This window comes from Acinetobacter sp. WCHAc010034, assembly GCF_001696615.3.
Lineage (GTDB): Bacteria > Pseudomonadota > Gammaproteobacteria > Pseudomonadales > Moraxellaceae > Acinetobacter.
Window position 1 is genome coordinate 2758435 of sequence record NZ_CP032279.1, and the last position, 14807, is coordinate 2773241.

Consider the following 14807-nt stretch of genomic DNA (forward strand, 5'->3'; position numbering starts at 1 on the left):
AGATCAAAAGTTTAGAGTGTTTTTTTTCTAAGATATATTAATTTTTTTTTTTAGATATTTGATTTATTTTAGTATTTTTTAATTTTGTATTGGGTGAAATTTGTTCTGTAGTTTTGTCGAGGTTAATAACATGTTTGGAGTCGAAAATGTCTGGACAACCTGTACCATTAGAGAAGCTATTTAAACAAATGGCTGAAACCATGCAAGCTGAACAAAATAAATTTGATCAAGCGGTTTATCAATCTGCATCACCAACCCAAAAAAAGAGAATGCTTCAAAATTGTTATGATAATGGTATAAAAGTGCCAGATATCTCAAAAAAGACAGGAGTGCCAGAAAGTACTATTTATTCAAAAATCAAAACAAGAGGTAAAAAATAGCAATAATGAATTTTGAATTCATGCAATTAACAAAATAAAGGCGACAAATATTTGTCGCCTTTATTTATTGGTCTTTTAGTTAGCATATACCAGCTAGAAGATGAACTTCTCGATTGCTCAGTATGGCAGGTGGAATTTGAATTTTTGTTTAAAAAATAGACAGATATCATTCCTTATTTTCGCTATGATTCATTTCAATATTTAAACAAATGTATTTGGTCAGTCATGGCGATTAAAAAAACAGAACTCTATTCTTCTCTTTGGGCAAGTTGTGATGAACTGCGTGGTGGTATGGATGCGAGTCAATATAAAGACTATGTACTTACCATGCTGTTTTTAAAATACATTTCTGATAAATATAGCAATGATGACTTTGCCATTATTGAAATTCCTGAAGATGCAACTTTCGATAAAATCAGTGAGCTAAAAGGCAATAAAGAAATTGGTGATAAGCTCAATATCATCATCCGAAAAATTGCTGAAGCCAATAACCTGCGTGGCGTGATTGACGTTGCCGACTTTAATGACGAAGACAAGTTGGGTAAAGGCAAGGATATGATCGACCGATTGACCAAGTTAATCGGTCTTTTCGAAGGCTTAAACTTAGCTGATAATCGTGCAGACGGGGATGACTTACTTGGTGATGCGTATGAGTATTTGATGCGCCACTTTGCAACGGAGTCCGGTAAATCAAAAGGTCAATTCTATACTCCGGCGGAAGTGTCACGTGTTGTGGCAAAAGTTGTAGGAATTAAAAAAGAAACACCAAAAAATGCGACTGTTTATGACCCGACTTGTGGGTCTGGTTCTTTGCTGTTAAAAGCCTCGGATGAAGCCGAGAAAGGCTTAACCATCTACGGTCAAGAGATGGACAATGCGACCTCTGCATTGGCACGTATGAACATGATTCTGCATGGCGATGTCGGTGAAGGTGCCAAAATTACCCAAGGTAATACGCTTTCGTCCCCTGAATATAAAGATGAAGCAGGTCAGCTCATGACCTTTGATTTTGCTGTTGCCAACCCGCCATTCTCTAGTAAGAACTGGACCAATGGTTTAACACCAGATAATGATGAATTTGACCGTTTTGGGTGGGGTGTACCGCCTGAAAAAAATGGTGACTTTGCCTTTTTACTGCATATTTTAAAAAGTCTAAAAAGTAAAGGTAAAGCAGCAGTTATTTTGCCGCATGGTGTTTTATTCCGTGGCAATGCAGAAGCACGTATTCGTGAAAACCTGATTAAGCAAGGCTATATCAAAGGCATTATCGGTCTACCTGCAAACTTGTTCTATGGCACTGGTATTCCAGCATCGATTATTGTGATTGATAAAGCTGTGGCTAAGCCAATTCAGTTTAATGAAGATGATGAAGTGATCGATGGTCAAAGCATCTTTATGATTGATGCGAGTAAAGGCTTTATTAAAGATGGCAATAAAAACCGCTTACGCCATCAGGATATTCACAAAATTGTCGATGTCTTTACTAAAGAGCTAGTGCTTGAGGGCTATAGCCGTAAAGTTGATATCAAATTTATTGTTCAGAACGAATATAACTTAAATATTCCACGTTATATCGATTCAAGCGAAGCTGAAGATTTGCATGATCTAAGTGCACATTTAAAAGGTGGTATTCCAAAGTGTGATATTGATGCTCTGCAAAATTATTGGGACGTTTTACCAAGCATTCGTGCCAGCTTGTTTGAAAAAGACCGTGAAGGTTATGGTCGCTGTTTAGTCGCTGCCAATGAAGTGAAGAAAACTATTCTAGAGCATGCTGAATTTAAAACTTTTGCTGTTGAAAGTTTAAAGCCGTTTACAGAGTGGTTTAAGCGTAGTGCATTTAAGGCAATTGAGAAAGATCAAAAGCCAAAGGACATCATGCTGCGTGTCAGTGAAGACTTATTGCAAAGCTATGAAAAAGTTGCCTTGCTAGATAAGTATGATATTTATCAAATCTTTATGGAATATTGGGATGAAGTGTTGCAGGACGATGTATCTGTCATTACCCAAGACAGCTGGGCAGGTGCAAAGCTCATTCGCAATTTAACGGCTGAAAAGGACAATAAATTAAAAGAAGTTCCTGACTTAGTGATTGGGAAAATTAAGTATAAGGCTGAGGTGATTCCACCACATTTGATTGTGGCGAAGTATTTTGCCACTGAGCAAGCGACTTTAGATGCAAATCAAGCAGAGCTTGATATTGCAACACAACAGTTAGAAAGCTTTATTGAAGAGCATACTGCTGATGAAGGTTTATTGCTTGAAGCCCTAAATGATAAAGACAAAGTGACTTTGGCAACAGTTAAAGCTCGCTTAAAACTTGCGATTGATGCTGAAGAAAAGCAAGTGTTGAAAAATGTTCAAAAGTTATTTGAAGCTGAAACGGCTTTAAAGAAAACAGTAAAAGAGCTACAAGAAGCTTTGGATCTGAAAGTATTCACCAAGTACCCGAACTTAACTGAAAATGAAGTGAAAGATTTGGTGGTGCAAGATAAGTGGTTTGCTACGTTAAATAGCAGTATTGAAGCTGAGATTGAGCGTGTGACGCAACAATTAGCAAACCGTGTGAAAGAGCTTAATGAGCGTTATGCAGAACCATTACCGCAAATTACCCAAAATGTTGAAGCTTTAGGTTTAAAAGTGACTGAGCATTTAAAAGCAATGGGTTTGGAGTGGTAATGATGGCTCAAAGTAATTTAACTTTTACAGAAAAGCATGATGTTCCTGAAGGTTATAAAAAAACTGAAGTTGGCGTAATTCCTAATGATTGGAATGTAGAGAGTCTTCAAAATTTATGCCGTAGTTCTATCACATACGGCATAGTTCAATGTGGACCACATATTCCAAATGGTGTTCCATATATCCGTGTATCTGATATGAATTCATCGGAACTCAATGTAGATGAAATGCTAAGAACCTCTCCAGAAATAGCTTCATCATTTGGTAGGTCTAAAGTTGAAGAAGGAGATATTGTCTATGCTTTACGAGGAAAATTAGGTGAAGTAAAAATGGTTGGCACTGCGGTCTCAGGTGCGAACCTCACACAGGGTACAGCTAGGATTGCCCCGAAAAATAATATAGACAATCGTTATTTATTATGGACTTTACGTAGCCCTCAGGCTTTAAAGCAAGCTGTAAAAGAAGCTAAAGGAAGTACATTTGTAGAAATTACTTTAGGTAATTTAAAAGGCATTGGTGTGCCATTACCTTCTTCAAGAGAAGAACAAGAAAAAATCGCCACAGCTTTATCCGATACCGATGCTTTAATTTCTGAATTTGAAAAACTCATTGAGAAAAAACAAGCCATTAAAACTGCAACCATGCAACAGCTTTTAACAGGTAAAACTCGTTTGCCTGAATTTGCTTTGCGTGAAGATGGCACGCCTAAAGGTTATAAAGGGAGTGAGCTAGGGCAGATTCCTGAGGATTGGGAAGTTGATAAAATTAGAAATACTTTATCGATAACAACAGGTAGCCGAAATACACAAGATAAAGTAAATGATGGGGCTTATCCATTCTTTGTAAGATCACAAAATGTTGAACGAATTAATACATATTCCTTTGATGGTGAAGGTGTTCTAACTGCTGGTGATGGCGTGGGTACGGGTAAAATTTTCCATTATATAAATGGTAAATGTGACATTCATCAACGTGTATATCTTATGTCTGACTTTAAGCAAACTTTAGATGGATATTACTTTTATATATTTTTTAGTAATTATTTCTACGACCGTATTATGTCTATGACAGCAAAATCGTCGGTTGATTCAGTTAGACGAGAGATGATCGCAGACATGCTAATTTTTTTACCATCGATCAATGAGCAAAAGAAAATTGCTTCTGTGATAAAAAATTTATTTGAAGAAATTGAAGTATTAAATATCAAGTTGAATAAATTGTTAAAAATTAAACAAGGCATGATGCAAGAACTTTTAACGGGTAAAACTCGTTTAGTTTAAGTACGGTTAAAAATATTTGGGGGTAAATATGAAAATTGATGCACAAGTAAAATCGATTGAAAAATTAAAGGACTATTTTTTTCTCGTACCTGACTATCAACGTGAATACGTATGGAAAGCCGATGATCAGGTCGAGCAGTTTTTAACAGATATCGATAATGAATACGATGAAAATGCTGAGCGACAAGAAAGCTACTTTATTGGTTCAATTATCATTGTTAAAAACAAGAATAAATACGATGTGATAGATGGTCAGCAACGTCTGACCACAATTACACTCACCTTGTGCGCAATTCGAGATTTACTCTCAAATCAAGAATTAACCGAACTGCAAAAGAACCACTTAAGTACAGTCAATAACTTACTGTATAGCTTTGACTTGGACACTGAAAAGCATTTACTTCGTCTTGAACTGCAATATGAAGAAAGCAAGAATTTTCTAGATACGCTGATCCTGAAAGAAAAATATGAAGGTGAAAATACCGCATCCATTCAAAAAATGCGTGCTGCATATCATCAAATTTATAATTATCTTGAAAATATTTTGCAAAAAGGTGTGCCTGCCTTAACTAAATTTGCACGCTATTTCATGAGTAAAATTGATTTGGTGCTCATTGAATCTGAAGATATTGGTAGCGCACTTAAAATTTTTGAAACCATCAACCAGCGTGGTGCAAGTTTAAATGCCATGGATTTGGTCAAAAACCTGCTGTTTAGACAAGCCAATGAAAGTCAATTTAGTACCATTAAGGAAACATGGAAAAAAATTAATGAGGCTTTACTGCGCTGTGGAGAAGATGAAAATCCACTACGTTTCTTACGTTACTTCATGATGGCACGTTATCACAACGGTATTTTACGTGAAGATGATATCTACAATTGGATTATCACAAAATCAGGTAAAGCTATTCTGAAGTACGAGACTCACCCCATTGAGTTGGTCAAAGAAATTGAGTTTATGGCGCAACGCTATGCGGATTTAGTCAATGCAACCAAACGATTGAGTGATGGCAGTGACTACCCACATGTGACTCATATTGGCTTTATTAACAAATATAAAGCGCGACAACATTTGATTATGCTATTGGCATTGTCTAAACAGGCGGATAAAGCAGCAATTGATTATTTGGCTCAGCAAATTGAAAGTTTCTACTTTGTCACCAATACAGTGGGGATCTTAGGTAAAAGTAATGAACACTCATTTGCCAATTGGGTGGTCTCATTCCGTGGCAAAACAACGATAGAAGAGATTCAACAGGCTGTTGAAAAAACGATTGTGCCGTATGTATTAGAACGCTTAGATACGTTGAAATTTAAATTCTTAAATATCCGTCACGATGGCTATAACCCACAATATCGTCAGCGTTTTATTTTAGGCCAGTTAGAAAATCAGGCACGTACTCAAGCCGGTCTAACGGAGTTTAATTTTAAACAAATTGGCCAATTAGAAATTGAGCACATTTTCCCACAAACACCAAAAGACGATGTGTTACCAGAAGAGTTTTTGGATAAAGCGGAATACAACAATACCATCTATAAGTTAGGTAACGTCACTTTACTCGAAAGTGTCATTAACCAAGCGATTAATAAGATGAATGATCTCACAATCAATTGGTTTGAACAGAAGCAACAAGAGTATAAAAAATCGATTTTGCTGACGGTGAATCTGCTTGATCACCAATATAACATTGGTAAAAACACAGCAATTAATAGATTCAAAGAAGATAAAAACTATATTTTTGAAAATTGGTCAAAACAAGCTATTACGGATCGTCAACAAATCATGTTGGATCTTGCGCTAGATGCGTGGCGTTTCAATGATCAGCGACTCGATCAATATCAATTTTCAATTGAACACAAAGACACAGTGAACGCATAAGTATTAAAGATTAGGGTAAGGGTAATGAGTGAAGTCGGACAGCGTGAACGTGTCACACAAGACCGTGTCGTTCAATTATTTAAAAATGATTTGGATTATCGTTATTTAGGAAACTTACATGACCTAAATAATAAAAATATTCGTGAGCAAGATTTAAAAGCATGGCTGAAAAAACGTGGTATCAGTGATGTGCTTATTCAAAAAGCATTTCGCCAATTAGATATAGCCTCAGCATTGGGTGAAGGTAGAAAGCTCTACTATGCTAATAAAGATGTTTATGAATTATTGCGCTACGGTGTTAAAGACAAAGAAGGGCAAGGTGAGCAGAAACAGACGGTATGGTTGATTGATTGGCAAAACCCAGAAGAAAATGATTTTGCCGTAGCAGAAGAAGTGTCTGTACAGGGCGAATATAAAAAACGTCCCGATGTCGTGTTATACGTTAATGGCATTGCTTTAGGTGTGATTGAGCTTAAACGCTCTACAGTAGGGTTAACCGAGGGCATTCGACAAAACTTAGATAACCAGAAAAAAGACTTCATTCGTGATTTCTTCACGACGATGCAGTTGGTGATGGCGGGCAATGACACGCAAGGTTTACGTTACGGCACGATCGAGACGACAGAGAAGTACTATCTTGAGTGGAAAGAAGAACTAGAAAATCCTTATTCAAATAAGCTCGATTTTCATCTGAGTCGCATCTGCAATAAAGAACGCTTTTTACAGCTGATTCATGATTTTATTGTCTACGATGCAGGCATTAAGAAGACCTGTCGTCATAATCAGTTCTTCGGTATTGAAGCAGCAAAACAAAGAATTGCAACAAGAGAAGGCGGTATCATCTGGCATACACAAGGCTCTGGTAAAAGCTTAACCATGGTCTGGTTAGCCAAATGGATTCGAGAGAATGTACCTGATAGCCGTGTATTAATTATTACTGACCGTACTGAACTTGATGAACAGATTGAAAAAGTTTTTGGTGGGGTGGAGGAAGCGATTTATCGTACACGTAGTGGTGCTGATCTGATCCATACTTTAAACACAACCAATCCTTGGTTGATTTGTTCTTTAGTACATAAGTTTGGTCGCCAGGTTGACGATGAAGAGGATGATGAAGCATCTTCAGCAGATTTCATCGAAGAAATGAAAAAAGCCGTACCACATGATTTTAAAGCTAAAGGCGATTTATTTGTGTTCGTGGATGAATGTCATAGAACGCAATCAGGCAAACTGCATGAGGCCATGAAAGTGATTTTACCGGAAGCCATGTTTATTGGCTTTACAGGTACGCCACTGATGAAAAAGGATAAGAAAAAATCCATTGAGGTATTTGGCTCTTATATTCATACCTATAAATTTAATGAAGCGGTTGAAGATGGTGTGGTGCTCGATATTCGTTATGAAGCACGTGATATTGACCAACGTATTACATCACAGAAGAAAGTTGATGAATGGTTTGAAGCCAAGACCAGACAATTATCCCCTTTAGGCAAAACCTTACTTAAACAGAAGTGGGGGACGATGCAGAAGGTGCTTTCAAGCCGTTCGAGACAGGAGCAGATTGTTGCTGATATTTTGATGGATATGGATACTCGTCCTAGGCTTATGGATGGACGAGGAAATGCCATGCTTGTCTGTTCAAGTGTTTATCAAGCATGTACTGCCTATAAACTATTTAATGACACAGACTTAAAAGGTAAAGTCGCAATTGTGACCAGCTACCAACCTACAGCTGCGAGTATTAAAGGCGAAGAATCAGGGGCTGGACTAACAGAAAAACTAGCCAAGTATGATATTTATCGCCAAATGTTGGCAGACTACTTTGAAAAGCCAGCAGATCAAGTGGGGAATTTAGTTGAAGAGTTCGAAAAACAGGTAAAGAAAAAATTCATTGAAGAACCTGGTCAAATGCGTCTGCTCATTGTAGTTGATAAATTACTCACAGGGTTTGATGCACCGTCAGCAACATATCTATATATTGATAAATCGATGGCAGATCACAACTTATTCCAAGCGATCTGTCGTGTGAATCGTCTGGATTCTGATGATAAAGAGTATGGTTATATCATTGACTATAAAGACCTTTTTAAATCCATTGATAAGACCATTAAAGATTATACGTCTGAAGCCTTAGATGGATATGACAAAGAAGATGTAGATGGATTACTGAAAGATCGTATTCAGTCTGCACGTTTAGATTTGGATACGGCTCTCGAAGTAGTCAAAGCATTATGTGAACCTGTGCCTGCACCTCGGTTGAGTCAAGACTATCAACATTATTTCTGCGGTAAATCTGGATTGAATTCTGAAGAAATAAAGGAAAAAGAGTCGTTGCGCTTAGCTTTATATAAGGCGGTGAATAAACTATTGCGCAGCTATGCTAGCATTGCCAATGAGTTACCAGAAGCGGGATATACATCACAGGAAATTACCGATCTAGAAGCGGATGTAAAGTTCTTTGAAAATGTAAGCAAAGAAATAAAAGCACATAGCGGTGATGCTGTTGACATGAAGGTCTATGAGCCTGCGATGCGTCAGTTACTGGATATGTATATTCAGGCAGAAAGTAGCGAAGAAGTCATTAAGTTTGAAGAGTTTGGGTTAATTGATCTAATTCTAAGAAGCGATGATGATTTTAAAGGTGTACCTGAAAACATCAGAAGAAATCCTGAATCAATGGCTGAGGCAATTGAAAATAACGTCCGTAAAAAGATCGTAGAAGAGAATCCTGTAAATCCAATTTACTACGACCAAATGTCTGTTTTACTTAATGAAATTATAGAGCTCAGACGTAAAAATGCGATTGCTTATAAAGAGTATCTTGAGAAAATACGTGATCTCACACGAAAAGTGGCTCAGCCAGCTGGACGGAATGATTATCCTGAGGGAATCAACACTCCAGGTAAACAAGCATTATTTGATAACTTTGGCAAAGATATCGAATTAACGCAAAAGATTGATAAAGCTATCCAATCTAACAAATTGGCTGCATGGGTGGGTGATGATGCAAAAGAGAAAATTTTGCTCAGAGGTCTAAGCCAAGAATTGGGTATTAAGGATAAAAATGTTCTAATAGCCTATTTAACGCTTGCGCAAAAGCATCAGGAATATCATTGATCTCAACTTTAAAGATTGGTTCAATTCATATTGAAGTGCATCGTAAAGATGTTAAAAATCTGAATATTACTGTACATCCTCCTTTGGGGGATGTACGAGTTTCTGCACCTTTAAATATGTCTGAAACAGCAGTGCGAATGGCAGTCATTGGGCGATTAGCCTGGATCAAAAAGCAACAGGCAGATTTTAATGAGCAGAGACGACAATCTAAGCGTGAAATGATGAGTGGAGAAAGTCATTATTTATGGGGTAAGCATTATAGATTAAATGTTATCGAGCGACCTGGTAAGCATTGCATAAAGAAGCATGGTCAATGGTTGGATCTATATGTAAGTCCGAGTTCTTCGATAGATAATCGTCGTAAAGTAATTGATGATTTTTACCGAATAGAGCTAAAGACAGCTTTAGATGAATTGTTGCTTGAGTGGCAAAAAAAAATGCAGGTTAAAATTTCAGCCTATGGTATTCGAAAGATGAAAACAAAATGGGGAAGTTGTAATACTGATACGGCTCGAACATTATTTAATCTTGAGTTAGCTAAAAAACCTTATGAATGCTTGGAATATATTGTAGTGCATGAATTGGTGCATTTATTCGTCCGTACTCACAATGATGAGTTTTTAGCTTACATGAACCAATATTTACCCGATTGGAAGCAAAGAAAAGCTCTTCTGCGTGATCAACCATTAACTGACCTATAGTTTTATTTTATTGATGTTAGAAAATGAAATATTTGAGCTGTAAAGAAATATATGATGCAATAAAGGCATTGGGTATCCAACAAACGAATACTAGAGAATATGCTTATGAATTTCAATTGAAAAATGGGCAGTACATCTATGTGAAACGTTTATTAGATACTCAAAAACGAAATGCAGAACCATCGCGGTTAATGATACATCCATGTTTTATTGCTCTTAAAGAAGATCTACTTTCGTTCGAAAATATTGAGTTTAGTTTTGAAGAAAAGGGTAATATGAATGCAGCCTTTGCTAAGTTTCCACAATGTGCTTTGTCTCAATGTGATGATAATCCCACTGAATATGGTATTGGAGTAAATTTTCAAGATAAACAGAGCTTATTAAAATTAATTGTCTTTATTGAAAGTTTATAAAATCAAGAAGGTGCTCATTTGAGCACCTTCTTGATTTGGGTTTTTAAGGGTTAATAAATAATGTAAATTTATAAATTTTTCAATAGCTTAAATGGTGAGTTCAATTGCCACCATCTCAGTTATTTATGGGAATTACAATCTAAGGCCTATTCATTAGAAAGTTATATCTCTGAATAAGCCTTTAGATGGATTCATACAAGAAAGTTTGTAAAAATTACAACTAAACAGAGGATCACTCTTTAACTTCAATGTTTCCTAACATTAAATAATTCTCATGATGAGATGGTGAGTGTAGTGCCAGTAATTTTGTATCATTTAATGAAAATTTTTCCCAACTACCATCTTTTAAAATCATTTCATGGAATTCATTTATATTTGTAGAGAAATATAAACTATTAGAAGATGTAAAAATATTAAAATTTGATAGTTTAAATATTTGATCCACCGAAAAATTCATATCTTTTTTATGCCATTCAAAACCATTTTGTGATGTAAAGGATTCACAATAACCTGTTTGGCAATAATAGAAGTTATTTACTTCTTCAAAAAAAGAATTACTTTGAATAGTATCAATTTTCCAAGAGCATGTTCGCCATTTTTGGTTGTCGCTAAAGTAAAGGGCTTGTGGCTTTGCATCTACTTTCTTCTTATTAGATTTATAACTCCAACAATATTCAGCTAAGAATATAGGTAGATTAGCTTCAGGTAATATAAATAGATTCTGTATTTCTAAACCTTCATCTAAATGTGGAGAACATTCCCACTCTGTCCAACCTCCATCCAAAGTTGATGAGCACATGATAATAGATTTATTATAATCCGATTTTTTTACAGAGTCAGAAAAGAAGCCTTTTTCTGTATAATTATACTCAGTTTTTTTGGTAAATCTCCATAACCATATATCTTTAAATTTAGTTAAGTTTTCTGTAGGATAAATCCCGTTAAAATAATCAATCCCATTGGGAATGTTTGATTTTTTCCAATTAATACCATCAGATGAATAGATGAATCCTTTTTCTTCGTAATTATTTTGAAAGATAATAAGCAAGTTATCAATAACTTTAATTTCCTTAATGTATGAAAAATCGTCTAGACATTCAATAGCTACAGAATTCCATTTTTTTAAATCTTGGCTTATGTAAATTTTATTTTCATTGTTTGTAATTAACCAATTGTTGTTAAATGACTTAATAATGGAAATGTCTTCTGGGTGGCATGGAGGGTTCTCTAGCTTTTGCCAGTCGATTATAATGCTTTCACCATTACTTAATGATATGGATTCTTTATTTTTTCTTTCTATCTCTTTTTGTTTTTCTTCTTCTAACTTAGCTTGTCTTTTTATTTGGACAATTGATTTTTTATATTCATTATTTTTAAAAAGTTCTAACTGCTGTACAGTATATTCACAAGCTTGCAAAAATGAATTAAGCGTATTTTCTATATTATCATTGATATAAGTAAATTGATTATGCCAATTTTCATTGGTAGCTGATGTATCTAGATCGATATCAGAATAATCAATACTATCCTTAAATTCAATTTTTTCAAGTTTATACCTTTCTATAATTTGATTCGCTTCAAATAAATTATTTCTATGATTTGAAATAAATTCGCGAACTTCTTTTTTATAATTATTTAGATCAGATGTACATGATGATCTTCCAAAAGAGGTTGCTGATCCGCTAACAGAGGAACGAACCTTACTAAAAAAACCTGTATCAAAATCTGAGTCATCGTAGTAATAAGCGTAATCATTTGATTTCATTACTATGTTAAAATTTTTAAGCAGTAATGTTGTACTACCTACTGATGTGGAATTCAGCTTGCTAATAAGTTCGTCAAAGCTATTATTTAGTTCTATCTCACTAATTTCAGCTGAGTCATATTGATCATTAGGTTGTTCAACTTCTTCATCTAAGAAACCATTTATTTCTTTGTATATATTTACAGCAAATACGCTATTATCAACAAGCTCTTCAATAATTTGCCTAAATGTGTATGAGGAGTCCAAAAAGTTAAATTCTTTTCCAAAAAATTTAGAAACTATTTTTTCAAATTTTTCATCTGAATCACAAATATTTTCGTCTGAAACCAGATCATAAATTTTATTGTATTCACCTGACAGGAAATATAAAGCATTAAAGAATTGACTAGAAATATTTTCATCAATAAATTTATTATCAATATGGTATTCATCGTAAGATAGATTTATTAAATTTTGGTAACTATCTAGCTTGATAACATCGATATCATTTATTAATTCTACAATAAAGTCAATAAAGCGTAGTTCTTCGTCACAATTTACCTTCATTTCTTCTAATAAAACGATAATATGATTGATATCTTTACGACTAAAATCAAATCCTCTATTGTTTTTAACAAAATCATATATTAGGTATAAAACTAATATAGTCTTTGGATGAGACTTAAATTTTCTTTTATTAGCTTTAATATTTAAAGACCATTCACTTAAGCCTAATCGAATCTCAATATTCTCGATTTTATTAACTGCTTGTTCTAAGAAATCTCTAGTTTCATAAAGTAGTTCATTTGTCGTACTAAGATTATTTCTAATAGTAGCAATACTCTGAGCTTTTATTAGATTTTGTTCTTGTAGCTCTTTTAAGTAATGCCATGCAAAATGCTGTATTATTATTAAGTCTGAGCTATTTTGGTTAATTACTTCCTGATTTTTACCAGTAAAAGAATACCAACAACGTTTAAAAAAGCCTGTGTCTTTTATTTTATCTAGACGATCTTTTGACGTAGTTAGTAATTTAGAAGCATCAAGAGCTAGTTGTTGTGAAAAAGCTTTTTTCGTTTTTGATCTCTCTATCAGAGAACTTAATCTTGAATTTTCTTCGTCACTAAGAGGTTGATGGAAGATCTGGTCAACGGTACTGTGGTCTAAAACTGTCATGATGGATTCCTAAAATTTTCCTAACTTTGCTTTTAATCTTGAACTTTGTTTTTTCATTTCATGAACTTGGGTGTTAAAATGTCTTTCTGACAAAAACAATCCTTTTTGGAAATCTGCATAAACGTCTTGTGATATTGATAAATACATTAAAGAATCATTCATTACATTTTCAAGAGAAACTAGATTTTGAGTTTGTGCTAGAGTTTCTTTAAAAGGCTTTTCTATACCATTATCTATAGCGATTGTTGTTGCGATAGAAGTAATCATCCCGCCTAAAATACTTCCAATAATCATTCCAGGTGGGCCGCCAATAATTCCAATACTTGTACCTATTGCAGATCCGACCACGCCAGAGCCAGTTTGAAAAATATTTTTTCCTGTGCGTTCTTCTAACTCTTTTCCTGACATTTTTCCTAAAGCGAACATTACAGTGCATTGAACTAAGTCCACCGCACAAACCGCTGCTCCCCCCACACTACCTGCGGCTAAACTTTGCTGAAATACTGTACCTGTAAATAAATTTGGTAAATATTGTGCTGCCGTGCCTACACTTGCTGTAGCTATACCAGCCTTTAAAGCGCTGTCTCCAGCTGCAATAACAGTATTTTTTAGAATAGCTTGTACTGCTTCTTCACTAGATATTTGACCATTTTGCGCTTTCTGAATATATTCAATACAATTAATTGTTCCTGCTATAACTGTTGTAATAACAGCCGCATTTTTTGCTGCTTTTATACTTTGTTGAACAGTAGATTTATTTAGATACCCCTGTTGCATCTCTTTATGCATTTCTTGACCAGTTTTACCACCTCGTCCAAGATGCTCAGCCTCTTTTTTACTTAGTGCTGTAGACTCTACGCCATCTATTGTCAATTTATCTGCCGATTTATTTTTAACGTGTGTTGCTCCTTCTACAACAGTTGGACGATGCTGTTGGGTATCAATGTCTCTTTGAGCATTTCTTTTAATATCATTGAGTTGATCTGAAGGGCCTAAAAAAATATCATTTTCTTCATATTTAAAACTTTGTGTTTCTACATTACGCTCACGAAAAGCATTAGCTGTTTTTTCAGGCGTACCACAATATTTTGATTGAGCAGTTAATACACGCTTATCTCCATCCATAATAACTATATCGTGGATAGGATCATTTTTTCTTAAGTTGTGGTTACCTTGAAAGTTATCTGTAAATGCACGTACATTTTTACTTTTAAGAATAGCATCTAAATTAAAAGATTCAGCATGCCATGTTTCTGCTGCAAATCCTGCTTTTACCGCTATATGTTGTTGTGTTGATGATACTTTATTGATCAAATTATTTGCTTGATTAATCTGTTCTATCATTTCCCCAACTTTATTTGCTGCTTCCATAGACCAAATAGGGCACACATCTATAGACCTTTTTAAAGTATCTTTACGATTTCGTTCCATAATTTTC

9 protein-coding genes are annotated in these 14807 nt (G+C 34.9%); 7 read left to right on the forward strand and 2 right to left on the reverse strand.

From position 1 onward, the window contains the following. Nucleotides 1-146 precede the first annotated feature (146 nt). The 7 genes from BEN74_RS14875 to BEN74_RS14905 all read left to right on the forward strand — a co-directional run bounded on the left by BEN74_RS14875 (nucleotide 147) and on the right by BEN74_RS14905 (nucleotide 10449). The gene (locus BEN74_RS14875; RefSeq protein WP_068911029.1) at nucleotides 147-380 is read left to right on the forward strand and encodes a hypothetical protein; all 234 of its coding nucleotides are present in this window, start codon (nucleotides 147-149) and stop codon (nucleotides 378-380) included. A 225-nt stretch (nucleotides 381-605) separates the two neighbouring features. Further along, nucleotides 606-3059 (forward strand): type I restriction-modification system subunit M, encoded by a 2454-nt coding sequence (locus BEN74_RS14880; protein ID WP_068911030.1) that lies wholly within the window; start codon nucleotides 606-608, stop codon nucleotides 3057-3059. Further along, on the forward strand, nucleotides 3059-4339 hold the full coding sequence (locus tag BEN74_RS14885) for a restriction endonuclease subunit S (RefSeq protein WP_068911031.1): 1281 nt from the start codon (nucleotides 3059-3061) through the stop codon (nucleotides 4337-4339). The genes BEN74_RS14880 and BEN74_RS14885 overlap by 1 nt, the downstream gene beginning before the upstream one ends. A 28-nt stretch (nucleotides 4340-4367) precedes the next feature. After that, the gene (locus BEN74_RS14890; RefSeq protein ID WP_068911032.1) at nucleotides 4368-6218 is read left to right on the forward strand and encodes a DUF262 domain-containing protein; all 1851 of its coding nucleotides are present in this window, start codon (nucleotides 4368-4370) and stop codon (nucleotides 6216-6218) included. A gap of 24 nt (nucleotides 6219-6242) precedes the next feature. Next, nucleotides 6243-9335: a type I restriction endonuclease subunit R gene (locus BEN74_RS14895; protein ID WP_068911033.1), complete on the forward strand. Its 3093-nt coding sequence runs from the start codon at nucleotides 6243-6245 to the stop codon at nucleotides 9333-9335. Then, nucleotides 9332-10036, forward strand: a complete 705-nt coding sequence (locus tag BEN74_RS14900; RefSeq protein WP_068911034.1) for a M48 family metallopeptidase — start codon at nucleotides 9332-9334, stop codon at nucleotides 10034-10036. The genes BEN74_RS14895 and BEN74_RS14900 overlap by 4 nt, the downstream gene beginning before the upstream one ends. A gap of 23 nt (nucleotides 10037-10059) precedes the next feature. Further along, entirely contained in the window at nucleotides 10060-10449 is a 390-nt protein-coding gene (locus BEN74_RS14905; RefSeq protein ID WP_068911035.1) for a hypothetical protein, read from the forward strand. A 232-nt stretch (nucleotides 10450-10681) separates the two neighbouring features. On the opposite strand, the gene BEN74_RS14910 is transcribed toward BEN74_RS14905, so the two are convergent. Then, entirely contained in the window at nucleotides 10682-13369 is a 2688-nt protein-coding gene (locus tag BEN74_RS14910) for a hypothetical protein (protein ID WP_068911036.1), read from the reverse strand. A gap of 9 nt (nucleotides 13370-13378) precedes the next feature. After that, entirely contained in the window at nucleotides 13379-14800 is a 1422-nt protein-coding gene (locus BEN74_RS14915) for a hypothetical protein (protein ID WP_068911037.1), read from the reverse strand. Between the last annotated feature and the right edge of the window lie 7 nt (nucleotides 14801-14807).

What these genes read in the sequence shown, in the direction of transcription:
- BEN74_RS14875 (WP_068911029.1), top strand. Translation starts at nt 147, where the DNA reads ATGTCTGGACAACCTGTACCATTAGAGAAGCTATTTAAACAAATGGCT.
- BEN74_RS14880 (WP_068911030.1), top strand. Translation starts at nt 606, where the DNA reads ATGGCGATTAAAAAAACAGAACTCTATTCTTCTCTTTGGGCAAGTTGT.
- BEN74_RS14885 (WP_068911031.1), top strand. Translation starts at nt 3,059, where the DNA reads ATGATGGCTCAAAGTAATTTAACTTTTACAGAAAAGCATGATGTTCCT.
- BEN74_RS14890 (WP_068911032.1), top strand. Translation starts at nt 4,368, where the DNA reads ATGAAAATTGATGCACAAGTAAAATCGATTGAAAAATTAAAGGACTAT.
- BEN74_RS14895 (WP_068911033.1), top strand. Translation starts at nt 6,243, where the DNA reads ATGAGTGAAGTCGGACAGCGTGAACGTGTCACACAAGACCGTGTCGTT.
- BEN74_RS14905 (WP_068911035.1), top strand. Translation starts at nt 10,060, where the DNA reads ATGAAATATTTGAGCTGTAAAGAAATATATGATGCAATAAAGGCATTG.
- BEN74_RS14910 (WP_068911036.1), bottom strand. Translation starts at nt 13,369, where the DNA reads ATGACAGTTTTAGACCACAGTACCGTTGACCAGATCTTCCATCAACCT.
- BEN74_RS14915 (WP_068911037.1), bottom strand. Translation starts at nt 14,800, where the DNA reads ATGGAACGAAATCGTAAAGATACTTTAAAAAGGTCTATAGATGTGTGC.